Below are 23,328 nucleotides of genomic sequence, written 5' to 3'. Positions count from 1 at the left end.
ATCCATCCGGGGTGGTTCTTGTCCTACTCAGGACACCGCCTCTTCAAACGCCCTCAGCCGCGGTAGGGCGGCGGCACTGACGCTGGCGTGGATCGCTTCGGGAAAGTCACGAGGAAGGAGTTCAGTTACCCGGGTGAAGGCGCGTTCGCCACGTTCTGCGATATGCGCCATGGCCCCATTCACCACGCTGTCCGGCAGTTTGACCGCGGCGGCGGTCTGAAGGAAATGCCGCGGGTGAATTTGGTCTATCCGGTAGTTACGGTTCGTTCCCACTGCCATTGCCAGCTTCATCTGCTTGCGCGTGATCTGGTTCAAGTCGAGGCTCGGCTGAGCGGTTAGGATGTCGTAGAGCGGGGTCAGTTGGTAGCCGCCACCGGGCGCCAGAAACACGCTGAAATTCTTTGCGTGGCCGTCAGTCGCGCCTAGGATCCAGAACAACATCTGGGCGGCGAGGAAGGTCTTCTGGTCTTCTGCCGGCGTATCACTGCCTTTGAGGAGATTGAGGATTGCCGCCATGCCTGGCCCGCCCTCGTGTTGGTACTTGAGGGTCGGCGGCACAGAGAGGGCTTGGCAGCAGTCTTCCTGTGGAAGGCGGATGAGGCGTCCGCTCTCGGTCCAGCGTCGATCGAAGCGTTCGATGGCCAGCGCCTTGGTCTTGCCGAAGGTGGCAATGCGCGCCGTGTTGACGGGCAGGCCAAACGCTTCGGCCAGCGCCAGGCAGTAAAACTCGTTCTCGACGCTGTTGGTGAGGTCGATGCCGTTAGGCAGCGTGCCGATCTGCGTCTTGAAGATGTGTGTGGTGGGGGTGGTGCCGTGCGGTTTGAGCCACCGTCCGTCATGCCGGAGCAGGGCCGTCTTCTCCTGAGCGCCGGCGACAGAGATGCGGAAGTCATCATCGCGGCTCAAGCCGAGCGGAGCCTGTGCCAGGTTCTTGAGGAGTTTCTCAATCTCACCGTCATCGACGGCTTCGCCGCTGATAGCTTCGATATCTGGTAAGTCATCGTCTCCGGCAATGAATTGCAGTGCGCCCACGCAGTCGCGGCCAATCCGCGCCAGCAGGCTGTAGGCGTCTATACCCCGCGCGCCGACTTTCTCGGCCACACGGCGGCGCAGCGCGTCCGAGTCAGGCAGCAGATTCTCGAAAACGGCGTTGACGGGTTCACCCCGGTAGGCATCTTCGCGCAAAGGCAGGGAGAGGGAGACCGGAAACGCGCCCCGCCGCGCAAGCCAGTGATCCTCGTAGCGGAAGCGAACGGCGCCGCTGGACTCTTTGCTGAGCTGGCCGACAAGGCGGTTGTTCAGATAGACCCGCAACGGCACGTGAAGGGGCCGCCGACCCATCAGCTGAGCAGGTCTTCTATTTCAGAGGAGGACCGCTTGGAGCGCGGCGCGACTTGGAACTCCAGGTCGAGGGCTGCCAGCAAAGCCAGCACGCTGTCAAGTCGGGCGGCTGGGTTCCCGCTCTCAATAATGGAAACGGAGGGCTGCCGCATACCGGCACGATCGCCAAGCGCGGCTTGGCTGAGGCCTTTCTGCTTGCGAGCGCGGCGGATAGCATTTCCGATTTGCTCAGGGGTACGGGCGAGGACCATGCTCGAATTATGCGTCAGCTTCTATATTTTGTAAATATGTGTTAGATCGAATATCCTGAACTTATCTGCTAAGTCGGATATACGCAATTATCCAAGGAAGCGCATAACAGATGCTCCCACGGGAACCCCCTTAATGCCTCGGCTGATCGCGTCGCGATATAGACGAGCAAGGCGCATTTGGGGCCGCGGCTCTCGAACCACCAATGGTGAGAGCCATCGATCTGCACGAGCTCGCCCAGACAGTCACGCCGACCGCGCGGCTGATGCAGTTGGCGCTTCCGCTCACGGCGTGAAGTCCAGATTCCGGCTCCGTCATCCATTTGCGTAGTGTCTCGGTGCTGACGGCAATCTGGTGCCATTCAAGCAGCTTCTCTCGGGCGAGCGTCGGGCCGAAGTCCCGGTAGCGATCGCTTACCAGATCCAATGTGGTGTTGCGGAAATCCTCATCATGGCGTCGATTGCTCGGCCGACCGCGCTTCTTGGACGCCAGCCCGCCGGCGCCGTCCTGGTCATAGGCCTGCAACAGCCGGTGAACCTGACTGCGGCTGAGGTGAAGGAGCTCCGCTGCATGTACGACGCTCAGCCGTCGGTCGCGGATCTTCTGGATGGCTTCGGGACGATGCAGCTCTTTTTGCGACAAGGTGACCAAAGCATGACGGCTCCCGCAATAAGCCCGCCCTCACGCCAGACTCTGTGAAGTCGCTAGCCTTCCCTTCCAGCTTCATGTTGACCAGCCTCGGACGCGGGAAGTGTCGCATCTCTAACTGGGGCAACTGTCGCATTACTAAATAGCTGCTAGAACCATTTTGCGGCATAACATACATTATGGAACGGAATATTGTCGTTTAGATTCAACCATATAGAGAGTTGAGCTGGCCGCCGCCTGTAAGTCGTGCCCGACTGCCAAGTGAGGGCTGCCAGTATCTTCCTCGATCTCAGTGCTGCTGATGCCGACCTTTTTGGCGTCAGTGAAAAGCTTTTGTGTCAGCTCGGCGACTGAGATGACGCTCCTGCGGCCTTCCAGCTTGCTTTAATCATTGCTAATGCAGCCCCTTGCTGCATTAATCCTCGATCATGCTAATTGGACAGGGAGTAACGATGGCCCAGATGATCCGGTTCGCGATCTTTGCGGTTTCGGCCGCTGTCGCCGGCTTGGCGTGTTTCGCCTTGCATTCCTGCTGGACGTGGACCGCGCCGCTCCTGATCATATCCGTCGGGTCCATGCTTGCCGAACATGCCTTCAACCGGCTGGCCTCGAACGAAGAAAAGCAGCGCGATCTGGAAGATCGCGTGCGCAATCTGCCAATGCAAGCCAATGTAGAACGATCGTGAACCTAGACTTCCTTGTCCCCTTCGCCCCAATGGCACGCCAGTGGGTAGGGGAACATCGACCAGCATTTCATGGGCAAGGCGTCCAGCCCTTACGCGTACCGCGATGAAACAGCGTTCAGGAAGGCCGCCGCGCGCTCCCCGACGGACCCCTATGGCGTGGCTACAGGGCTCAAAGACGGGCGCCCGCCGACGTGACGATGGGCATATCGGTCGCCGAACTTCGCTCGGCAGGGGGGCGCGTGAAACAAATTGGGGCTAAAGCTAAAGAGGCTGCAAGATTTGTGACGGCGATGGCCAATGCTCGACGCCTGTTGATCATGCACCTCGTGCTCGACCGCGAATTGCCGGCTGAGGCGCTTCGAGAGCAACTGGGGCTTAGCTCGTCGGCACTGTCACAGCACATGGCCAAGTTACGCGCACTCGGCCTGGTCCGCGTCCGCCGCGACCGTGACAACATAGTTCACTATTCCTGTTGCAATGACTCGGCCCGCAAACTGCTTGCCCTGCTGGACCACGCTTATGGAAGTGGCCCTTCGAAGCAAAACGCAGACTTGGGAATTCCAGATTGAGCCCTTGCGGACCCCCCATGAGGGACTGTTAAGTCTATGCGGGAATCGACAGGGAAGGAACCGAGTTCATCCGTTGGAATACCACCGGGCCTGTGCGGCGGCCTTCGTCAACCAATTGATGATGAGCGGCCCGGCTACCGAGGGGTTGATTTGGGCTTGAAGGTCCCCAACCGGGCCATGCCGGCGATCCCCCCCGGCAGAAGGATCATGAACTAATATTAGCAATAGCGCAAATACGAAACGGCGCCGGCATCAACGTCGTCAATATCGTAGCCCGATAGGATTCGTTCGCTATCTGGCACCATAGGCTTACCGTGCCCTGGTCGCCCGCGAGATTTACAGGCCGGCTGTCAGACGCCGATCGGCAACCCGTGAGCATGCTTCACCTGGCCCAACGCAAAGCTGGATTCGATCGAGGCCACGCCGTCGAGCCTGGTGAGTTTCTGCTTCAGGAAGGTTTCATATGCCTCTAGATCCTTGACGACGACACGCAGCAAGAAATCCATTTTTCCGGTCATCAAATAACATTCGACGACTTCCGGCCAACGACGGACCGCGCTCGAAAAACCATCGAGCTCTTCCTCCCGTTGTCGCTCAAGCTTGACGGAAGCAAAGGCGCTAACGGGCAATCCAACCTTCACCTGATCAACGATTGCCACGTAGGCTCTGATCACGCCTGATTTTTCGAGCATCCGCACTCGGCGCGCGCAAGGCGATGGAGAGAGCCCGGCGATCTCGCTGAGATCTTCCGTTGTCGCGTGAGCATCCGACTGAAGTGCAGCCAGCAACCTGCGATCGATATCGTCAATCACATCTTTTGGCATAGGTTTTTGTTTCCTGCATAAAAATTAGCTGAGTCCGGCCGAAGCGGCTCTAGCTTATCGCGCTTTTAGCCGCAATCGCCCGCTGGATTTTCCTATCCTCCCTCCTCTCGGTGGAGTTATAAAATGAACGATCCTCAACTCGCGTGCCTCAAGGAACTCGAAAGCAAGGTACTGTGGCTTTCCACATGGATGGTCCACAACGCCAACAACCTTCGGCCGAATGACGACGGGCTCAAAGTTGGAGGGCATCAGGCCTCGTCAGCATCGCTCACCACGCTCATGACTGCGCTATACTTCGCGGTCTTGCATCCAGAAGACAGGGTCGCGGTGAAACCGCATGCAAGTCCGGTCTTTCACGCCATCCAGTATCTCTTCGGCAACCAGACACGGTCGAAACTGGAATCCTTCCGCGCTTATGGAGGTGCGCAGTCCTATCCATCACGGACGAAGGATACGGACGATGTCGACTTCTCGACCGGGTCTGTCGGACTGGGCGTCGCGCAAACCCTGTTTTCCTCATTGGTGCAGGATTACCTTCGAGCAAAAGGCATGGCCAAGGACCGTCCGGAAGGCCGCATGGTCGCGCTTATTGGCGACGCCGAGATGGATGAGGGTAACATTTTTGAGGCTCTTCTCGAGGGTTGGAAACACGGTCTGCGCAACACGTGGTGGATCGTTGATTATAATCGCCAAAGCTTGGACGCGGTCGTAAGGGAGGGCTTGTGGGAGCGCTTCGTCTCTCTGTTTCGCGATTTCGGCTGGGAGGTGGTAATCCTCAAATACGGCTCCCTGCTCGAGCAAGCCTTCGAGGAGCCTGGGGGCGAGGCTTTACGCGCCTGGATCGACAATTGTCCCAACCAGCTCTATTCGGCTCTGGCTTATCAAGGTGGGGCAGCGTGGCGCAGACGCCTGCTCGATGAGATCGGTGACCAGGGTCAAATCTCCCGGTTGATTGAAAAGCGTTCGGACGAAGACCTTGCGTGCTTAATGACAAACCTTGGCGGTCATGATCTGCCCCTGTTGTTGAGGACCTTCGAAGAGGCCCGCAAGCATGACCGGCCGATCTGCTTTCTCGCCTACACGATCAAGGGATTCGGCCTGCCGCTGGCGGGCCACAAGGACAATCATGCAGGTTTGATGACCACCGCGCAGACCGAAGACCTGCGCGCTCGTCTTCGGATTCGGCCGGGCTGCGAATGGGAATTGTTTGAAGGTCTTCAGCTGCCTGCCGCTGAGCTGGCTGCTTTCCTCAAGGAAGCTCCATTCAATGCCCGGCGCCGTGGCCGCCACCGGGCACCGAAAATCGCTGTCCCTGAGGCGTTTGCCATAGAGGTGCAATCTCCTGTCTCCACACAGCACGGCTTCGGAATTCTCATCCACGAGGTCGCCAAGACGGAGACTGATCTGGCGAGACGGATCGTCACAACGTCGCCGGACGTCACCGTCTCAACCAATCTCGGCGCATGGGTCAATCGTCGGGGGCTCTTTGCCCGGGAAGAGAAGGCGGATCTATTCAAGAAGGAGCGGATCCCGTCGACCTTCAACTGGCAATTCTCGCCCAAAGGCCAGCATATCGAACTCGGCATCGCCGAGATGAACTTGTTTATAAACCTCTCGGCTCTGGGGCTTTCCCATTCGACATTTGGCGAGCGGCTTTTGCCGATAGGGACCCTTTATGACCCGTTCATCGAACGTGGGCTCGATGCGCTGAACTACGCCTGCTACCAAGATGCGCGCTTCATTGTCGTTGCCACCCCTTCCGGGATCAGTTTGGCGCCTGAAGGCGGCGCCCATCAATCGATAGCAACTCCACTTATCGGCATGGCTCAGGATGGGCTCGCCAGCTTTGAGCCAGCCTTCGTCGACGAGCTTGCAACCATTCTGCGATTTTCGTTTGAATACATCCAGCGCGATGGAGACACCCAGCCCGATCCCGTGAGCTGGCTCAGGGATGCCACTGGAGGCTCGGTATATCTCAGACTGTCGACTCGGCCGATTGAACAACCCAAACGCGTCATTGATCAGACGTTGGCTGAAGACATCCTCAATGGAGGCTATTGGATGCGAAAGCCAGGGCCAAATGCCCAGATTGTGATCGCCTATACGGGAGCGGTTGCACCCGAAGCCATTGATGCGATTGGGTTGATTGCAGAGGATCGCCGCGATGTGGGCCTTTTGGCGGTAACGTCTGCAGATCGCCTGAATGCGGGATGGACGGCCGCGCAGCGCGCCAGGGAGCACGGCGTCGCCCATGCACAAAGCCCTGTTGAGCGCCTGCTTGCCAGCGTCCCCTCATATTGTGGGCTCATCACCGTGCTTGACGGCCATCCCGCCACGCTTGCTTGGCTCGGATCCGTCGAGGGTCACAAGACCCGTTCACTGGGCGTGGAGCATTTCGGCCAGTCGGGCACCATCGCGGACCTTTATCGGCACCATGGAATTGACGCGCAAAGCATCGCGCGAGCCGCGCAGTCGCTTTCACCTGGAAGGCCAATCCGACACTTACGAGCGGCCGTCTAACATCTCGGCTCTACAAGGCGCGAAGGTGTCATTGGTCTAGCGCTCGCGCTCGTTGCGGTCACGCGGGTGCCTCTCTTCGATTTCCTGCTCCAATCCTGGCGTACGCTGCGCGGATTGCTGGTGTGGATCCTGTCGTGGCGAACTCGGCTCCGGCAGCCCTCTTTGTTGACCCGCTATTTTCCTGGGCAATCCCGTCCTTTCACCCGCACGTAGATCGCGGGGATCAAGAGCTTGATGGGCGCTGCGCAGCCGATCCTCCTGGGCAACCTCCCGGCTGCGGACCACAGGCGCATTCCCTGAAATCGGCTCGTGCTTTGAGTTCGATGTGGTTTGAGGGGTTCGAGATCCGCTCTCAAACAACTGCGAAAGCTCGCCACTGCGAACTGGGGTGTTGTGGTCAGCTTCGCTGGCGGCAAGCTGTTGTTCCGAAATGCGGAGGTTTTCCCGCCGGACGGTCATCACTTCGCGCGCGGCTTCAACGACTTCGTTGAATTGTTTGCGCTCCCATGGCTCGATTGAGCGCTCAATGTCCGCCAGAATAGTCCCTATCCGCTTTTCGTATGCCTCGAACTCAGGACGTGTCATAGCAAGCATGGCAGCTTCCTCGCCTCCAAAAAGTTCCCGGGCCAAAACGGCTTTGGGGTCGTCCCCGTCCGGTGTTTGCCGAGAGAATTCATTCTCAGTCGCGATCTGGGTGAAACGTGACGCGGCCCGGATTCGTTCGAGCTGATCTGCGGCGAACTCGGCCACCTTCTTATCTTGGCTATCGCGCGCAATTGCGCTCCATGCCTGACCAACTTCCGTCACGTATTTGGTACTGCGGATGGACCTCGCCGCGTGACGGAGATTGGAACGTTTGGCTGCATAGCGTGCCTGTGCCGGCTGGCTGGTGCCCTCATGCTCGCTTCTGCCGACATAGCTGACAGGACGCACCTGAGTACGAGCATAGGCCGGCGCACTTGCAAACTCGCGGCGGTCGGTCAGCTCCATGCGGATTCCGTGCTCCCGGGCCTTCTCAGCCATCAGTGAGCGCCATTCCCGAAACTCCCGCGGGCTCGTCTCGATGCGTTCTCCTGTCTCCGCACGCATGGTGACGATCGCGTGGGCGTGGACATGGGGCCGCTTGCCACCCTGCCCTGCCACTTTTGGATCGTCAGACGGATCGTGCATGGCATAAACATACCGATGCCCGGGGAATTGATCGCCAAGGAACTCCCGCACGGCATCTCGAAATGCAGCTTGATCGGTGCCCGCGCGCGCCGAGGCGACCAGATGCATGATGTCGCGTCCTGTGCGGCTTTGCATCTGCTTGCGCCAGTCTTTCTGGACGAGATCGCCGGCTTGTTTGACAGTCTCGATATGGCTGTCCGTATCATCACGGACCCGCCCTTCGAAGCGCTCCACCATTTGGCGAATCCGGCTCGTTGCAAAGGCAACGCCATTGCCGTGACCGTGGAACAGAACCCGTGCCTGGACGTCGCTGCCGATCTTGCTCCTGTTCAACCGCTCTTGGGCGATTGCCGCGGCCTTCGCGTCGCCGGTCAGGCGCTCGCCATCCGGCCCGCGCAGGAGCAGGACCCCCTGCACCCGCAAACGCTCGCCGTCCGCTTGCTCCATTGCATAAACGAACCGGCGCTCGCCGAAGGCGGCGCGCAGGACGTGGCGAACGATTTGGTCATGCTCGCGATCGCTTGCCTTTAAGTTCACCGTCACCTGGAACAGACTTACGTCCCGGCTCGAGGCACGATTATCAAAAAGATGCTCCCATTCGGTGCGAAGTTGCAGCAGGCCCGCCTTGCCGATGATCTGCTCGCCCTTGTCGGTTTCTACGGCCAGTTCGCCATTCCGGGAGACGTAGCTCACCATCGCACCCATACGCGCTCCACGACCATAGGACGTGAGCTTGACCACCGCAGGCTGGCTCCCTTGAGCCACGGCTGTGAACCGTTGACGCATCGATCGGTTCGGCGCGACAGCTCCGGTGCGACAGGAACGCGCGCTGGCATTGTGGCCGGCGCGCGCCCTGTCCCCTCGCTTTACCGTTTCGTCTGGTGCCAACGCCACCCCGCCCCTTCGCCGCCAGTCACATTCATGCGCGTCGCGCCCCCGCTGCATTTCATGAAGCAGCGCTGCGCGACGCCGTTCCCACTCCCGTTCGAAAGCCCCCAGGAAAAATTCCATTAGCCAGCCCCCGAGCGCCGCGCCGCGCCGGCGCGTTTCGTCATCTGGGACAGCTCTGCAGCGACCGTCAATGAAATTGCGCGGGCATCATCGGCAGCTGCGGCGATATCCGAAACCGAGCTTAACCGCCCCGTGTTGAGCGCGCGTACGGCTTGATTGAGGCCATTGGCAACAGCACTCAGATCCGCGGCGAGGAGTTGTAGGATCGCGCGATCGGCATCATTGAGAAACGGGCGGATGCCCGCACCCTCGCAGGCGAGTGTGCGGATGAAGGCGGACACTGACATGCCGGCGCCATTCGCGGCCGATTTCATGACGGCAAGCTCATCCGGGGCGAACCGGATATGTGCGACCCTCTCCCGCCTCGGCGGCCGTCTTGCGATAGCTGCGCCGGCTCTCGTCATTACGCTTCTGCCTTGTTCGCGGCCGAAGCCGCGGATCGAGGGCCAGTCCCTCGATCGTCAGAAAAAACGTATCACGTTTTTGCGTATCCTGCCAACCGCTTTGACATCGAATTTTCCTGCCAACCGCTTTGACATCGAATTTTCCTGTTTACCGCAATTGAACTGATTTTTCTTGTAGTTTTGACTGTGTTTTTCTATATTGATGGAAATCCATCTGTCCACTGATCCACTTTCGAACAGATCTGGATTCAAGTGGATGTAGGAACACACGTTTATGAGGAGAGCTCGCTCATGCCTGTCGTGATCTCCGCCATCAATGGCAAGGGGGGCGCCGGCAAGACCACCGCCTTGATGAACATTGCTGGCGAGTACGCACTGCGCGGTTCAGCCGTGGCCATGGTCGACATGGACGGGAGAAGCAATCTGACCAAATGGTGGAGCGAGTGCCACGACAAGAACGCGCAGCCGGAAGGCATCAGCGTTTTCAGCCACAAGACCGCCAAGTCCTTGGACGCGTTCGTTGAGCGCCATGGCCACCGTTTCGATTACCTCCTCATCGACACGCCTGGAGAGGATATTTCTACGATCGATCCGGTGATTGGTTGGTCCGACCTGGTGATATCTCCTGTGCAGCCGTCTAAACGCGAGGTCCTTGGCGCGATCGACTGCTTTCACTCCGTACTCAGGATCAACGAGGCTCGCGCCAGCGCATGCCGGCATGGTGTTTTGCGAACCCGCATCTCGATGACGGTTCGCCAGACAGAGCTCTACCGCAAGATTAGGCCAATCATCGAGGACAAGGTCGGAACCTATCTGTTTCGTACCGAGGTTATGGAGCGTAACGTCTACAAGGACATTCAAAACGGCATCGGCACTCTCCAGATGCAGACGCTGTCCGAGGCTGTCGCCAAAGCGCGGCGCGAGACCCAAGAGATCGTGAGCGAAATCGATGCACTGCTGAGCTCCGGCGCAGAAGCGGGGCCCGCTTGATGAGCGGCAGGGAAACCCTGTCGCTCGACGAGTTCGCGCTCGCTGCCAGGAAGCAAGCGGTGAGAGGTGATGAAGATCGTGCGTCGGATCTAGTCAGCACTGACCCTAACTCAGACCGCACGTCGCCGAACCGGAGCGACCTTCGACAGGAGGCCCGAAAAGCCTTGCGCCGGATGAAACGAGAGCGCGTTAAGGGGCAAAGCTGCTTTGTCAATGTGAACCTCGACCGGCCAACCAAGCGCCGCTTGAAACTGGCAGCCTTCCATGACGACACAACGATGCAGGCAATCGTGGAAGCGGCGATCGTCAAGTATTTGGACGAGCTAGGCCTATAACTCCAGCCACGTGGTTCTTCCCTGGCGGATCGCGGAATTTGATATCAGACCCCTCCCCTGCTAGACTCGCGGTCAAGTTGGCTCTGATTTTTCTCACATCGGGCAATTTGAGGTGGAAAGGCACGTCCTATCGATGTGCTTTCTCGACACGCACAGGAGCTGGCAAAAGCCCTCGAAATGGCAATCAAGGACCTTCAGAAATACATTCACGAGCACGCACTCACCGAAACGGAAGACGCCGAATCCGAAAAGCCGGTCTACAGGAAACCCGGCTTCGAAGGCGTACGGAGCTTCGGCGATATGGAGAAGGCCTTCGGTCGGTTTGTGCGCGAACGCCGCGAAGCCAGAAGGCTCAATCGCGCCCAGATGGGAACCATGGTCGGCCTGCATGAGACTATCTTTGCACGCTATGAGCGGGCCTTTTCGAAGCTGCATGCGACGAGACTCATTCATGTTTGCGAGATTCTCGACTGCTCACCGATCGAAATGATCCATTTTGCTGCCCCGCATTTTTTCGGCCAGAACCGGCAAGAAGCTGACGATAAGCTGAAACTGATTTTGCGTGTGCTTGATATGCCGGCTTCGTCGGCATCAGGCCTGTTGAACCTTGTCGAGGGTCTCGCCGGCGCAAGTGCCGGAGACGATCCGGGCGATCGATGATGCGATCGCCGCGCCCTGTCCCCGATTCCCGGCCGGCGGCAACGTGCTCATGCCGGCCGCAACTGGCCCGGCCCGAAAGCCCGCTATTCGATCAAAGTTTTGAATCGGTCTCGAACCACCGATTCAGAAAATGCATTGGACGGTATTTGGGCGAACGCAGATAATCCGATGCATGAAGCACGCGACCCATCCACTGTTCCTGCGGCGCATAGACAGTGCCCGCAACATGGCGCGGTACTATGTCATGGCATTGCAACCCACGCTGTTCGGTGACGTGTCCCTTGTACGGCAATGGGGCCGCATCGGCACACGTGGGCGTCAGAAAGTCGAGTTTTTCGACGATTGCCTGCAAGCAGCTGCGGCGCTGTCGCGGCTGGCCGCGCAAAAGTCCAATCGGGGATATTCGGGCAATCCCCATGAGGTCTCCCCGGCAGGTGCGCCCGATCCGGCGTGCCAGCCGGTGCCGTTTGCCGGCAAGGCATCACAGATGATCATCACGACCCCTGGCACGAAGTAAGCAGGCAGGCGTGGCGCATCGATGCTGCGCCCAATTCCAAATGACCTCATGCCTCGCCTTTGCGCCAAGCGCCCGGCCTGTTCGGCGGGCGCTGCGCGGTCGGTTGCCGATGCCAGGCCATCGAGAACGGAACAGCGAAAACCTGCCCCCTCCTTGTCCCCAACAGGTTGGCGCATTGGGCCGCTGAAGCGACGATCGTCTGACGCCCCGGGATCGTCGGGGACCCTGTTGGCTTGAGCGCCGTGGGTGACCCTTCGCCGACAAAGGGCTCGCGACCCGTCGGATGAGCAGGCTTGCGGTCGAGCTTTCGCCGCCGGAGTTCTCGCCTTGTCCCTTCGCAGGATCGCGGCGCCCCGGGGGAGCGCCGCGTCCAATGCGTGGCCGCCTCAGCGCGACCATATGAGAGCGTATCCCTCGTCATTCTCGACCAGGCTCGCGTAGATCGGAGCGGGGAAGCTTGGATCATCAAGCTTGACGGAGTGGTATTCTCGGCCGGTTTCCTTGGCTGCCTTCTTCCAGCCGGCGCCAATCTCGATGGTCCCTGCGAGGGCCCGAAGGTCGGGCGACTTATCGCTTTCCTTCTCGGCCTGGATCAGGCGGGCCTTGATGTTGAGGTTGAGCGTCTTGATAACTCCGACAAACGAGCCGTCTTCGTTGCGAGTGAAAGTGCCGATCTGAGCCATGGGTTTTCTCCTTGCTGTATCAGGTCGCGACCATCGCGGCCTTGATGGCGATCGCAGGGCACCACGCGACCGGCCCGCACCCGCAGGGCTAAAACGCGAGTGGAAGGCAGCGCAGCGCCGAGCTTCTTGGCGCGCGAGGAAGCCGCGCGCAGCACGGCGGGGAAGAAGGTCGGCATGGCTGTTGCGGGATCGAAGTCGGGCTGCGCAGCAGCTGGACGCGGTGTGAGATACGCCACCAAGAAAGGCCGTAGTGGACGCTCCTCTGGTAACTGCGTGGAGCAGAGGACCCTCGGCGAGGCCAAAACCGCCGCTGGCGATGCTATGTCCAATATCCAGGCGCGATCCCGGCAAGTGTGACCGTGATAATGCGGGTATCTCGGAGGGGCCGCGAAGCGATGGCTCAGTCCGGTGGCATTGAGGGCGCGGGCTGAAGATCGTGCAGGAAGGCGACGGCTCGCTGTGCATGACCGGCAGCGGAAAAGATCGCCCGCTTGTCGCTGGCAAGGACCTGAAGCCAGGAGGCGAGATAGCTCGCGTGATCCGGCCGCGGCTCGAGTTCCGGCGCGATGCCCAGATCCGCGCAAAGGAAGCAGCTGCCAAGTTCGGCAATGAGCTCCTCCCGCGCCCGCTCGCTGCGATCCTTGGCATACCGGCTGAGGTCGCGGTTCACCCGTTGCGGCGCCGATGTCCAATGTGTGGCCTCGTGGCTGAGCGTCGCGACATAGGCCGCCGCATCGCGGAAGGCTTGGAGCGGCGGCATCTGGATATGGTCGGTCGCAGGCGAAAAGTAAGCGCGATCGCCGCCGTGTCGGATGACCGCACCGGTGTTGGCAAAGAAGCGGTCGGCGTGAACGATATGCTCGACCGGCTCACGAACCGGCTCAACCCGCTCATAAAGCTGGTCGGGCAGACCCTCGATCTGGCCGGCGTTGAAGACGCTGTAGGCTTTGAGAAACGGGATCTCGCGGTCGAACTCCTCGCCCGAGGCGTCGATTTGCGTCTTGGTGAGGCGGCCTGCGAAGACCACCAGGGTGCCCGACTCTCCCTTGCGCACCGCCCCGCCGAGCTCGAGCGCCTGCTTGAAGGTCATCCACATCGGGCTGGAGAAGCCCCGCGCGATTGCCTCTGACCACAGCAACAACACGTTCATGCCGTTGTAGGGCATGCCGTTATGCCGTATCGGTCGGGTCACCCGACCGACGGCGGTGGCGCAGTGCCATGGCTGCATCCAGGGGCGGACGCCCCTCTCGAGATCGGCGACAATCCGATCGGTGATCCGCGCATAGATGTCGACGCGCGGCCCTTTTCTGCTCATCTCTCTGAACCTCTGGTTTTGGAGGCCGCGCCGATCGCGGCCCCGTCACGGTCCGCCGGTGGCGAAGGAAGACGGGCAGCGCACCCGCAGGGCCATAGCGCCAGCGAAGGACGGCGCAGCCGTTGCGCTGACTGTCTTGCTGCGCCAGGACCGCGGGAAAGACGGGGCGCGAAAGAGGCGGCGCTGGGCGCCGCCTCGATACGTCTCGCAAGAAGGGTCGGCTCAGCGAATCGCACGGCCGCCCCGGTAGGGATCGTATTCGCAGAGGATTTCGACCTCTGCGTCATCGAGCTCGTCGGCGGGCAGGATGCCGAATTCGGCGTCGACCTGGAAGAGAACGACTGGGGCCATGAGGGTGCGGGCGAGATGCCAGGCGGCCTTCTGGGCAAGAGTGAGATCGTGCGACATCTGAGGGCTCCATCTTGGAGCGGGCCAATCCCCGCTCAATGGCTGCGTCGGGGTGCGGCGGCGGGCGCGATCATCGCGAGGCGACAGCCGAGCGGCCGCAGCTTGCTAGCGGACCCCTTGCGGGTTGATCGTGGAAGACCGCGCCGCACCAGGAAAGCCATCACGAAAGAGCGGGATTGGATTGCTCAAGTCCGGGCCGGCAGTGCTCGGCCGCATCCGATGTCACTGGCCTGAAGGCGGCTCCATGGATCGGCAGCGTGACCGCGGCGGCCATTCTGTCGGACATTTGGCGCGGCCGGGCGACCTGCCGGACCCAAGCTGAGCAGCGTTGGAATTGCCGCGGCAACGTGATCTCTCAACGGCTGTGTAGTGCCTGACCCATCTTTATCGATCCTTGAGGCAAATCCGCATGCGCCACCAACACTCGAGCCAACGGGTCGCCCTAGGACCATCCGTTGAGTTGGCGGGTCCCGGGTTCAGTAGACCTCCCCCGCCGAGGCAGGCGGGAGAAGTTGGGGCGCGGCAAGCGAAGAGCGGGGCAGAGCCCCGCCCTGAAGGCGCCTACCCGAGAGCTGCCATCTGCAGCTCGGCCGCCTTGCGGTCGACTGTGGGGCCAGAGTTCTCGACCGACCGCTCGAAAGGCTTCCAGACCTCGCCAACAACGTGCTCATAGGCGATGATGGCCCCCTCGGCGGCCATGCGCAAAGCGTGGGCCTGGAGTGCCATGTCCGCAGCGAACTCGCGCTGGCGCTGGGCGGCGCTGTCGAAACCAACGGGACCACCGACATCTTCGTCCCGATCGTCACAGGCGGACTTGGCGGTTGCGTCGCGAGCTTGGGAGACCGCCCGGCTGTAGAACTGGCCGGCGCCGTAGGCGGACCCGACGAAGGCCCCGACGACGCGCTGCAGGTGGATCTGCATGGCGCGCTCGCCAAGCCCCTCGTCCAGCGCTGCTGCGGTGTCGACGATCAGCTTTTCGTGCAGGTCGCGGATGCCGTCGCTGTCGAGGACAGGCAGGCCGAAGCTCTCGGAAACGAGAGAGCACTGCGCGGCATCGGGGCAGGCGAACCGCACCATCTGCAAGGTGGTTGCCTTGCGCAGCGGCACCACGCGAGCGGTAGAGCGAGGATTGGCAGCTTTCTTGATCATGACACATCCTTTCTTCGGTTTCCGAAGCGCAGACCGGCTCCGTGCCGGCCCGCCCTCGGGCGCGGACCCACAGAACCGGCCGAGCGGCGTTCGCTTCAAGGTCCGGGTGGACCGAGGCGAGCAGGGCAGGTTTGCGGCCAAGCAGGGCTCCTTCCCAGCCCTCGCGCGGGACGCGGGGCTGCTATGCCGAGACTGGATCGCTCCGGCCGCCGCGCGGCGCGGAACGCGGCCTTGAAGTGAACGACCGCCGGTTCAGGACCGCTTCAAGCCCGGGGAGGACCGGCACGGGCCTAGTTATCGAAACGGAAAGGGAAGGACAGGCGCTCAAGACCATGTGCCTGACCAGCGGGCTGGACCTGTCCCATTGTGCCGCGAGCACCCTTACCAAGACGGTGCCGGTGTGCTTGCCGGATGCGGTATCGCCGGCAGCGCGCCAGGTCTCGCGCGAACAACTGCATCGCTCCACCTGCTCGCAGATATCCCCGCCTCGCCCTGCAGGTCGACAACTGTTGGCGATTGCTTGTCCGCCGTGCCAGCTAGCCGCGGCAACGCGTCAATCTCCGGCTGCCGCTCCGCCAGGAAGGGTGTGAACGGGCCCCGCAACTCCGTCTCGACGGCGCGGCTTAACCCGACGAGACGCTTTGGTCACCCAATCGGATAGCCAAGCTCCAAGAGCCATGCTTGGCGGCTGCGCGACGCGGGGCCGATATGAACGAGTTCGACATAGTCGCCGGGCCGGTCGAAGACCCGCACCGATCTCGGGGCGCTCGATGGCGGTGGAGCGCAGAGCTGGGCCTGGCGAGCAAGTGCGGTGGACCCGGATCGCGACCACTCCGCGGCTCATGGCCGGCTTCATGCAGGCACATCCCCTATGGCTCACCATCTTCTTCAGCCCTTCCGGACAGCTTCCTGCGGCTGCCACCGCGACCGGAGGGGTCAAGACCGCTCCTCCCCATCCTTTTGCGCCTTCATGTCAGGTCGGCATTCCAGTCGTCTAATTCTGGGCGCAGCCGCTCGGCGCTGCATCCGACCGCCTCGGCGAGCGCTAGAACCCTGCCGGCATAGACCTCGCCCTGGGCATTGTTGTCGGTGGCGGCGACGAGTTGGACACCTGCCCTGACCGCAAGCGCGTGGATCGCTGCGTGCGTACCCGGCGACCAGCCACCGGCCGTGCTGAGGTACAGAGTGTCGGGACGAAGCTGTTCCAGCGCAGCGAGACTTAGGGCGTCGATGGCCGCCTCGGTGACGCAGAGGCGGGACGCCTCCGGGCGGCCGAAGCGGAACAGTACCTTGGCACCGGCGGTGGCAAAGCCGCGCCAGTGCAGTCCACGTTCTTCCCAGCCGGTGACGGAGCCATCTGCATCAGTGTGCGCCGCCCACATGCTGCCATGCGGCCCCTCGCGCAGGAGACCGGCCATAACCGCGGCGCGCAGAATCGGCTCGGGGAGATGGCGACCGTCTCGCAGGTAGCGCCAAGTCGCCGATCCGAGCCATGGCTTGCGCCGGGCCTGCCAGCGATCCGCTATCGACAGTTCGGGCTGCCGCTGACGGAAGCTGCGCTGCCACACCGGCGCGGTAACCGCGATACCAACGAGGTCCGCGACTTCGTTGATCGCCGTGACGAAGGGAATGCCCTCGAGATGCTCAAGCAGCCCGAAGACATCTCCCTTGGCATCCGAGAGCGGGTCGAACCAGCCCTTGCCCTCGTGGATAACAATGATTATCGATGCATCGCGGCGATATTTCATCGCCTTGCGCGTGCTTTCCTTGAGATCGAGGGCGAAGCCCGCGTGCTCAAGCACGGCGGCGCAGGGCACCTTGTCCTTCAGCTCTTCAAGCTTTACTTTTTCCATCTTCGCTCGCGCACCTTGTCGCGCTCCCTGTTTCAAGTCCGCCCAATATTCTCTGGACAGGGACCGGAGGCCGCGAAGAGCAAGGCAGGCAAGGGCGCGGGCGTGATGCGCATTTGTGCCGGGTTTGCGAGGCAGACGAGACCGCGGCGCCGCTTCCCTTGCCGGGCGCAGCACGCAAGCGGCAGCGATGACCAATGATTTCGGCAGCACTTCTCGTCAGCAACGCACACAGTGTGGATATGTCCGTTTTCGTCGAGGCGCGATCCGTGGCTCCTGGAGCGGTCACCTTGGCGCAGCGCGGCAACCCGGCCGCTGCCGGTGCCGGCCGGCAGCGCTACCTGTAACTGGCGCGCGCCATTAGGCCCCGACGCGGGTGCCCGGCATATTCTTGATTCCTAATGGAACAAAGAGCGCCAAGTCAGATTTGAAAAGGTCCGCTGGCTTTGGAGCCGCGGGTGGCTGCCCTCCGCCAGGCCGGCCTGCGCTGTCAGGCGCAGGCCACACGACGACAGGATTACACCCATGAAACGTCTCCCCCTTTTTCTGCTCAGTTTGGGCGCCATGATGATCCCCACAACACTGCTGGGTGCGGCGCAATGGGAGGGCTTTGGCATCAAGCATCTCGGGTTCGTATTCGACGTTCCCCCGGGGTTTGTACTTGCCCAACGCACCGATCAAGGGGCAGCCTTCGAAGGCCGACACAAAGCATTTCTTGCCGTCTGGGGGGCGCAACTCGGCAAGGCAAGCTTTCGCACCGAGATCGAGCATCGCATTGCCGTGAACGAGAACGACGGCTGGAAGGTGACCTATAAGCGAGTGACGCCGCAATGGGCCAGCTATTCAGGAGTGAAGGAGGGCCAGATCCTTTATGTCCGGGCTATCAAGATTTGCCGGAACAGAGCTGCATTGTTTACCGTCAACTATGCTCGCACCGAGAAGGTCCCTTATGATCCGCTTATCATTCGCATGGTCAAATCACTGAAGGTCCAGGGCTGCTGAGGGTCGGTTACATGGCGCGCCAGCCGAATTGCGTTTTTAGAGACAGGCGGCTCGCTTCTGTGTCGAACCATGCAGAACGTCAGCAACCTCGTTGTCCCGTCGCCAATGCGCAGCACCGACTCCTCGGCCGCTCCTCAAGTTCAACGGATCGGCTACGCGCTGCCAGCGGCGTCCAGCGAGGTCGGTCACCTCGGGCTCGCCAGCGGCCACCTGATGCAAGGGGCAGCCGTAGGAGCGTCAGCCCTTGCGGCGCCGCAGGCGCGACGCGGGACCGACTGCAACGACGAGACCGGTTAAAAGGGTAGCCTAAGGAGCGTCAGCATGGCGCCGCCGCAGGCGGGACGCGGGACAGACTACCCCCGGCCAGGAGTGCCGTATCGATTGCCGGAACGCTGCGCTGCGCGTTGGTCAGCCTTCTATGGCTCGGCCCGGCTGGGCTTCCTATGCAGAGGCGCGCGCTGACACGACCCCGAGAAGCTCTTGAAGCTCCCCCTTGGGCAGTGGCCTCGACAGTAGAAAGCCTTGGAGCTGGTCACAGCCGAGCTCGCGCAGGTAATCGCATTGGCTTTCGGTCTCGACCCCTTCGGCAGTTGTACTAAGTCCCGTCGCACGGGCCAGGTTGATAATCGCCTGAACGATGGCCTCGTCACCGTTGGAACGACCAAAGCCCTGCACGAAGCTTCGGTCGATCTTGATCCTGTCGACTTCCAGCGTCTGCAGTCTTCCCAAGGAGGAGAAGCCGGTGCCGAAATCGTCGAGTGCAAAGCGCACCCCGATGCTGCGCAGAGCCTCGATGTTGTTTCGGCATTCGCTCCGGCGCTCCGACAGAGCGCTTTCGGTAACTTCGATTTCGAGCCGCCGCGGGTCCATGTGCGTCTCCAACAAGATACTGGTCACCCGCATGGCGAAACTGGGATTATTCAGCTGCAGGGCCGACACATTCACCGCCAAGGTCTCGATGGGCCAGTCCGCCGCGTCAAGGCACGCCTGCCTGAGAACCAGTTCGCCAAGCTTTTCAATCAGACCGGTTTCCTCCGATAGCGGTATGAACAAATCCGGTGCAACCCAGCCCCGCTCCGGATCAGACCAGCGGGCCAGCGCTTCGACACCCGTCATCCGGTTTGTGTCAGCGTCGTATAGGGGCTGATAGTGGACCTGGATCCGACCGGTTGAATCCAGCGCGTTGCGCAGGTCTTGTTCCATGCCTTTGCGCATCGCCAGCGTCCGATCCATCTCATGCCCAAAGAAGGCGTAGCTGCTGCGGCCCCCCGCTTTGGCATGGTAGAGCGCCACGTCGGCTTTCCGCACCAACTCGACCGTGTCCAACCCGTCCTTGGGTGCAACCGCCACGCCGACACTCACGCCGACAAAGACTTGGATCCCGGCGACCTGAAACGGCCGACGGGCGGACTCGATCAAGTGCTCGCACAGCGCCTTGACCTCATCCTCGCCGCCGACCGAACGCTGAATGATGACGAATTCATCGCCGCTCAGACGCGCCACCGTGTCTCCTTCAGTCGTCAGCCGCCTTAGCCGGTCGGCGAATTCCCTGAGCAATTCGTCACCCGCTGGATGGCCAAAGCTGTCGTTGACCTGCTTGAAGCGGTCGAGGTCGAGGTAAAGAACCGCGAGCTGCTCGCCCGTCGACGGCAGGCGCGCCAATGCATCTGCCAGACGCTCGTTGAACTGACCGCGATTGGGCAGCGCGGTAAGCAGATCGTTATGAGCGAGGTGGTAGATCCGATCCTCGGTTTCGATCAGCTTTAGTGTCCGCCTGCGAAAACCGACGAGGGCCATGATGACGCCCGCCAGCACCAGGCCGAACAAGGGGACGAGAACGGGCACGAGTTGAAAGAGGACAAATGCTCCGGGCCGGTACGGCCGCCAAACGAAGAAGCCGATAGTTCCAGATCGGTCGACAACGGGATAGGAAGCCTCTCCGGACGCAAGCTTATCGGCCCAGGAGAACCGCGCGCCATCGAGCAGATAGTCTTGGCGCAAGGCGGTGAGAAAACTGCCGTCGAGATAGCGAACGGCCACATGCAGGAATTCCTGGCCTGGCACCTGCGCGATGCGGCCACTGTCGGAAACCACGGGCTTGATGCTGACGACCGCGGGATGGCCGGCGACAACGGCCAGATCGGAGGCGCCTATGGTGAGCACCTGTTCCGTCACACCTTCGGTATCGCCTCGTTTCAACCTTGCCCTCAAAGTCTGGACCAGGGGCGTGGTGGTCGCGCGTATGGCGCGGTAGCTGCCCGGGTCAGCTGTCGACCCATCGGTGAACGCGTAGACCGGCGCATCATTGGCATCGAGAATATAAGCCTGGTCGTGACCGAAATAGGTGTGCATCCAGCTGCCGAGATTGGTATCGAGCCATTTCGCATCGCCGCTGCGCAGTGCGTTGACCGCGTCGTCCCAAACCGTGACGCTCTCCTGGTCGTGCGCTACTGCGCTCTCCAGCTTGGACGTGATCAGTCCAACCAGACTTTTCTGCCGCGCCGCGGCAACGTGGTCAGTCTGGATCGTGGACCAAAGCAATAGACCTGTCGCGGCTGCTGCAATGAGCAGTGTCAGCCCAATGACGGGCAAAGCCGTTCGCATCAGGAAGAGACGACCGGTCGGTTCGGCAAAATGTCGCAGCAGTTTCATGAGATCGCTATAAGCGATGAACACTTCTGGACCGTTAAAAGGCCCTGCGCGACAAGGGGCCGCGCGTGCCCTGCCCGGCAGGCTTGTTCGGGGTCGCTACATCGCCGCGGAGCCGACGCGCCAGTCCGGCGACGAATAGGATGAAAACCGGCGAGAGCTGGACGAGGCGGCGGCAGCCACGGCATCTGAGACCACAACGTCAACAGCTTTTCAGATCAACTGATCCGCTTCTGGGATGGTCTACCAGGACCTATCGCACGGTACAAAGCGCCTTGGGTTAAACTGTGAGGATAGGGATAGACGCGCGACGTGTCTGTCAGCAGGCACATCGCCATCCCGGATATATGCAATTTCGCTAAAATTATCGGAACTCATCGCGGTCCCACGTTTTGACTCCGATTCCAGGAGTTCGCGTGCGCATGAGCAAGACCGAATACCGCCTGTCATTCATCGAGTTCCAATCGCCAACGCTGGTCGAGAAAGCTCCTGACGGCGGCAGCTGGTTTCACGAGATCAAGTATGACGGCTACCGGACCCAACTCATTGTGGAGGGTGCAACAGCGCGAGCCTTCACGCGCCGGGGTTACGATTGGTCACATCGGTATAAGCGAATCGTTGAGACCGCCGCGAGCCTACCGGCAAAGTCCGCGATCATTGATGGCGAGGCTGTCGTTCTTGGCGAGACCGGGCTCCCTGACTACCAGGCCTTGGAACGGGAGCTAGGCAATCCGGCCTCGCCGAGGCTCATCTTCTGTGCGTTCGACCTGCTTCATCTCAACGGCAGCGATCTTCGGCAGCAGCCGCTTTTGAAGCGCAAGGCGGCCTTGGAGAAGCTGCTCATGGGTTCAGCGCCGACGCTAACCTATGCAGAACATCTCGAGGTGAGCGGCATGGATATGTTCGCCCACGCCTGCCGTATGGGCTTGGAAGGCATAGTGTCAAAGCTTGCCGATTCCCCCTATCGCTCCGGCGTTCAGACAAGCTGGGTCAAGGTCAAATGCATCAAGAGCGACACCTTTCCTGTCGTGGCTTTCGTCGAGAAGCTTGGCGCTCAACCGCGCCGGATTGCCTCGCTCTACGTCGGCAGGCGTGAAGGCGACCGGCTGCTTTATGCCGGCAAAGCCCAGAGCGGCTACAGCTTGAGCATCGCGCGACAGCTCCGGGAGCGACTGGACTCGCTAATTGTCGACAAGCCGCCATTGTCGGAGCCGATCGACAAGCCCAAGGCCACCTGGGTTAGGCCGGACGTTCTGGCCGAGGTGCAGTTCAGCGGCGTCACCGACCGCGGCATCTTGCGCGAAGCAGTATTCAAAGGCCTTCGCGAAGATCTCGTCACGATGCCCGCAAAGCCGCTCGCCCCGTCGAAGCGGCGGAACAGGGCCCAGGGAGACGCAGTTCCCCGTGAGAACGTTCTTCAGCTGCTGCCGGACGCGATCTCGCCTTCCAAAGAAGCCCTTATGCACTACTGGGGACAGGTTGCCGAGCAAGCGCTGGTCCATCTCGGCCACCGACCACTGAAGCTGGTCCGCCACGCGAGCGGGACCACGTTCTATCACAAGGGTCCCTTGCCCGATGTGCCGGGCGCCGTGCATCAGCTGCGCGTCCAGAAGCGCGAGGGTGGGGAGGGCGTGCGGGTGTGGGTGGATGATCTCGCCGGTTTACTCGGGCTGGTCGAGATGGATGCTATCGAACTTCATCCGTGGAACGCCACCATCGACGACATCGAGCGGGCCGACCGCGTCGTGCTGGACCTCGACCCTGGCGAGGGCGTCGAGTGGGAGCAGGTGATCGAAGCGGCGCTGGCGCTACGCGACATCCTAGAGGCTTCAGGTCTGAAGAGTTGGGCCAAGGTCACCGGTGGCAAGGGCATCCATTTGATGGCCCCTCTTGAGACAAAGATGACCCACGACAACGCCCGGCAACTCGCCAAATCGCTTGCCCGGTGCCTCGCTGACGCTCATCCCCACCGCTACCTCCTGTCTGCTGCCCCGGCGGCAAGAACGGGACGTATTTTCATCGATTACCTTCGCAACGGGAGAGGCAACACGGCCGTGGGCGCGTTCTCTCCACGAGCACGCCTCGGATTTCCCATCGCACACCCTGTGACATGGGGCCAGGTTGAACGGGGGGTGCGTCCAGACGCCTTCACCATGGATCACCCGTTCAAGGCAGTCATCAGGAAAGCAGCCTGAGGTGAAGCCAGTGCGGCGTGCTTTGGCAGTGCTGTCCAATTTTGCTGCCCTTGCCGCCTCGATTCCGGCGCGGTAAGGGATCGTGCCGCTTCGGTCACGCATGAGGTCGCCGGGAGCCGAGCACTGCCGGAGCGGCCTCAACGCGGCAATTGT

At 61.2% G+C, this 23,328-nt stretch carries 19 protein-coding genes and 2 pseudogenes; 9 read left to right on the top strand and 12 right to left on the bottom strand.

Annotation, left to right across the window (positions count from 1 at the left end):
• Positions 1-27 precede the first annotated feature (27 nt).
• The 3 genes and pseudogenes from FJ527_RS22215 to FJ527_RS22205 form a co-directional block, all read right to left on the bottom strand.
• A complete protein-coding gene (locus FJ527_RS22215) occupies positions 28-1,341 on the bottom strand; it encodes a type II toxin-antitoxin system HipA family toxin (RefSeq protein WP_140620408.1) in 1,314 nt (437 codons plus the stop codon).
• A complete protein-coding gene (locus FJ527_RS22210) occupies positions 1,341-1,592 on the bottom strand; it encodes a helix-turn-helix domain-containing protein (protein WP_140620410.1) in 252 nt (83 codons plus the stop codon). Before FJ527_RS22210 ends, FJ527_RS22215 begins: the two co-directional genes overlap by 1 nt.
• 155 nt (positions 1,593-1,747) lie before the next feature.
• A pseudogene (locus FJ527_RS22205) lies at positions 1,748-2,241 on the bottom strand (helix-turn-helix domain-containing protein); the annotation flags it as partial.
• Between the two features lie 449 nt (positions 2,242-2,690).
• Between FJ527_RS22205 and FJ527_RS22195 the strand changes: the two are divergent.
• A complete protein-coding gene (locus FJ527_RS22195; protein WP_140620412.1) occupies positions 2,691-2,924 on the top strand; it encodes a hypothetical protein in 234 nt (77 codons plus the stop codon).
• A gap of 239 nt (positions 2,925-3,163) precedes the next feature.
• Positions 3,164-3,493 carry an ArsR family transcriptional regulator gene (locus tag FJ527_RS22190; protein ID WP_246677771.1) on the top strand — a complete coding sequence of 110 codons (330 nt, stop codon included), beginning with the start codon at positions 3,164-3,166 and terminating at the stop codon, positions 3,491-3,493.
• 350 nt (positions 3,494-3,843) lie between these two features.
• Here FJ527_RS22190 and FJ527_RS22185 read toward each other — a convergent pair whose 3' ends face one another.
• Complete coding sequence (locus tag FJ527_RS22185) at positions 3,844-4,317, bottom strand: Lrp/AsnC family transcriptional regulator (protein ID WP_140620416.1); 474 nt, start codon at positions 4,315-4,317, stop codon at positions 3,844-3,846.
• 123 nt (positions 4,318-4,440) lie between these two features.
• On the opposite strand from FJ527_RS22185, the gene FJ527_RS22180 reads away from it, so the two are divergent.
• Positions 4,441-6,837, top strand: coding sequence for a 1-deoxy-D-xylulose-5-phosphate synthase N-terminal domain-containing protein (locus FJ527_RS22180; protein ID WP_140620418.1), 2,397 nt, complete (start codon positions 4,441-4,443; stop codon positions 6,835-6,837).
• A gap of 36 nt (positions 6,838-6,873) precedes the next feature.
• On the opposite strand, the gene FJ527_RS22175 is transcribed toward FJ527_RS22180, so the two are convergent.
• Together FJ527_RS22175 and FJ527_RS22170 are read right to left on the bottom strand one after the other, a co-directional pair.
• A complete protein-coding gene (locus FJ527_RS22175) occupies positions 6,874-9,018 on the bottom strand; it encodes a conjugal transfer protein TraA (RefSeq protein ID WP_140620420.1) in 2,145 nt (714 codons plus the stop codon).
• Positions 9,018-9,332: a plasmid mobilization relaxosome protein MobC gene (locus FJ527_RS22170; protein WP_246677770.1), complete on the bottom strand. Its 315-nt coding sequence runs from the start codon at positions 9,330-9,332 to the stop codon at positions 9,018-9,020. The genes FJ527_RS22175 and FJ527_RS22170 overlap by 1 nt, the downstream gene beginning before the upstream one ends.
• 381 nt (positions 9,333-9,713) lie before the next feature.
• Here FJ527_RS22170 and FJ527_RS22165 point away from each other — a divergent pair, with 381 nt between their 5' ends.
• The 4 genes and pseudogenes from FJ527_RS22165 to FJ527_RS22150 all read left to right on the top strand — a co-directional run.
• Positions 9,714-10,412 (top strand): ParA family protein, encoded by a 699-nt coding sequence (locus tag FJ527_RS22165; protein ID WP_140620424.1) that lies wholly within the window; start codon positions 9,714-9,716, stop codon positions 10,410-10,412.
• Positions 10,412-10,747 carry a hypothetical protein gene (locus FJ527_RS22160; RefSeq protein WP_140620426.1) on the top strand — a complete coding sequence of 112 codons (336 nt, stop codon included), beginning with the start codon at positions 10,412-10,414 and terminating at the stop codon, positions 10,745-10,747. Before FJ527_RS22165 ends, FJ527_RS22160 begins: the two co-directional genes overlap by 1 nt.
• Before the next feature lie 177 nt (positions 10,748-10,924).
• A complete protein-coding gene (locus FJ527_RS22155; protein WP_140620428.1) occupies positions 10,925-11,407 on the top strand; it encodes a helix-turn-helix transcriptional regulator in 483 nt (160 codons plus the stop codon).
• 172 nt (positions 11,408-11,579) lie between these two features.
• Positions 11,580-11,810, top strand: a pseudogene (locus tag FJ527_RS22150) (WGR domain-containing protein); the annotation flags it as partial.
• 500 nt (positions 11,811-12,310) lie between these two features.
• Here the strand turns inward: FJ527_RS22150 and FJ527_RS22145 are convergent.
• The 5 genes from FJ527_RS22145 to FJ527_RS22125 form a co-directional block, all read right to left on the bottom strand.
• Entirely contained in the window at positions 12,311-12,607 is a 297-nt protein-coding gene (locus FJ527_RS22145; RefSeq protein ID WP_140620432.1) for a DUF736 domain-containing protein, read from the bottom strand.
• Between the two features lie 400 nt (positions 12,608-13,007).
• Positions 13,008-13,922 carry a zincin-like metallopeptidase domain-containing protein gene (locus tag FJ527_RS22140; RefSeq protein ID WP_140620434.1) on the bottom strand — a complete coding sequence of 305 codons (915 nt, stop codon included), beginning with the start codon at positions 13,920-13,922 and terminating at the stop codon, positions 13,008-13,010.
• Between the two features lie 222 nt (positions 13,923-14,144).
• Positions 14,145-14,330 (bottom strand): hypothetical protein, encoded by a 186-nt coding sequence (locus FJ527_RS22135; RefSeq protein WP_140620436.1) that lies wholly within the window; start codon positions 14,328-14,330, stop codon positions 14,145-14,147.
• A 561-nt stretch (positions 14,331-14,891) separates the two neighbouring features.
• Positions 14,892-15,479 (bottom strand): hypothetical protein, encoded by a 588-nt coding sequence (locus FJ527_RS22130; protein WP_140620438.1) that lies wholly within the window; start codon positions 15,477-15,479, stop codon positions 14,892-14,894.
• 968 nt (positions 15,480-16,447) lie between these two features.
• The gene (locus FJ527_RS22125) at positions 16,448-17,332 is read right to left on the bottom strand and encodes a DUF3991 and toprim domain-containing protein (protein WP_140620440.1); all 885 of its coding nucleotides are present in this window, start codon (positions 17,330-17,332) and stop codon (positions 16,448-16,450) included.
• A gap of 522 nt (positions 17,333-17,854) precedes the next feature.
• Here FJ527_RS22125 and FJ527_RS22120 point away from each other — a divergent pair.
• Positions 17,855-18,331, top strand: a complete 477-nt coding sequence (locus tag FJ527_RS22120) for a hypothetical protein (protein WP_140620442.1) — start codon at positions 17,855-17,857, stop codon at positions 18,329-18,331.
• A gap of 441 nt (positions 18,332-18,772) precedes the next feature.
• On the opposite strand, the gene FJ527_RS22115 is transcribed toward FJ527_RS22120, so the two are convergent.
• A complete protein-coding gene (locus FJ527_RS22115) occupies positions 18,773-20,983 on the bottom strand; it encodes an EAL domain-containing protein (protein ID WP_140620443.1) in 2,211 nt (736 codons plus the stop codon).
• A 419-nt stretch (positions 20,984-21,402) separates the two neighbouring features.
• On the opposite strand from FJ527_RS22115, the gene ligD reads away from it, so the two are divergent.
• The gene (gene ligD, locus FJ527_RS22110) at positions 21,403-23,175 is read left to right on the top strand and encodes a DNA ligase D (protein WP_140620445.1); all 1,773 of its coding nucleotides are present in this window, start codon (positions 21,403-21,405) and stop codon (positions 23,173-23,175) included.
• The last annotated feature ends 153 nt before the right edge of the window (positions 23,176-23,328 follow it).

Origin of the sequence: Mesorhizobium sp. B2-4-18 (assembly GCF_006441385.1) — a bacterium.
GTDB classification, from domain to species: Bacteria; Pseudomonadota; Alphaproteobacteria; order Rhizobiales; family Rhizobiaceae; genus Mesorhizobium; species Mesorhizobium australicum.
Note: the sequence above shows the minus strand (reverse complement) of the source record. Positions and strands in the feature narration are given on the sequence as shown.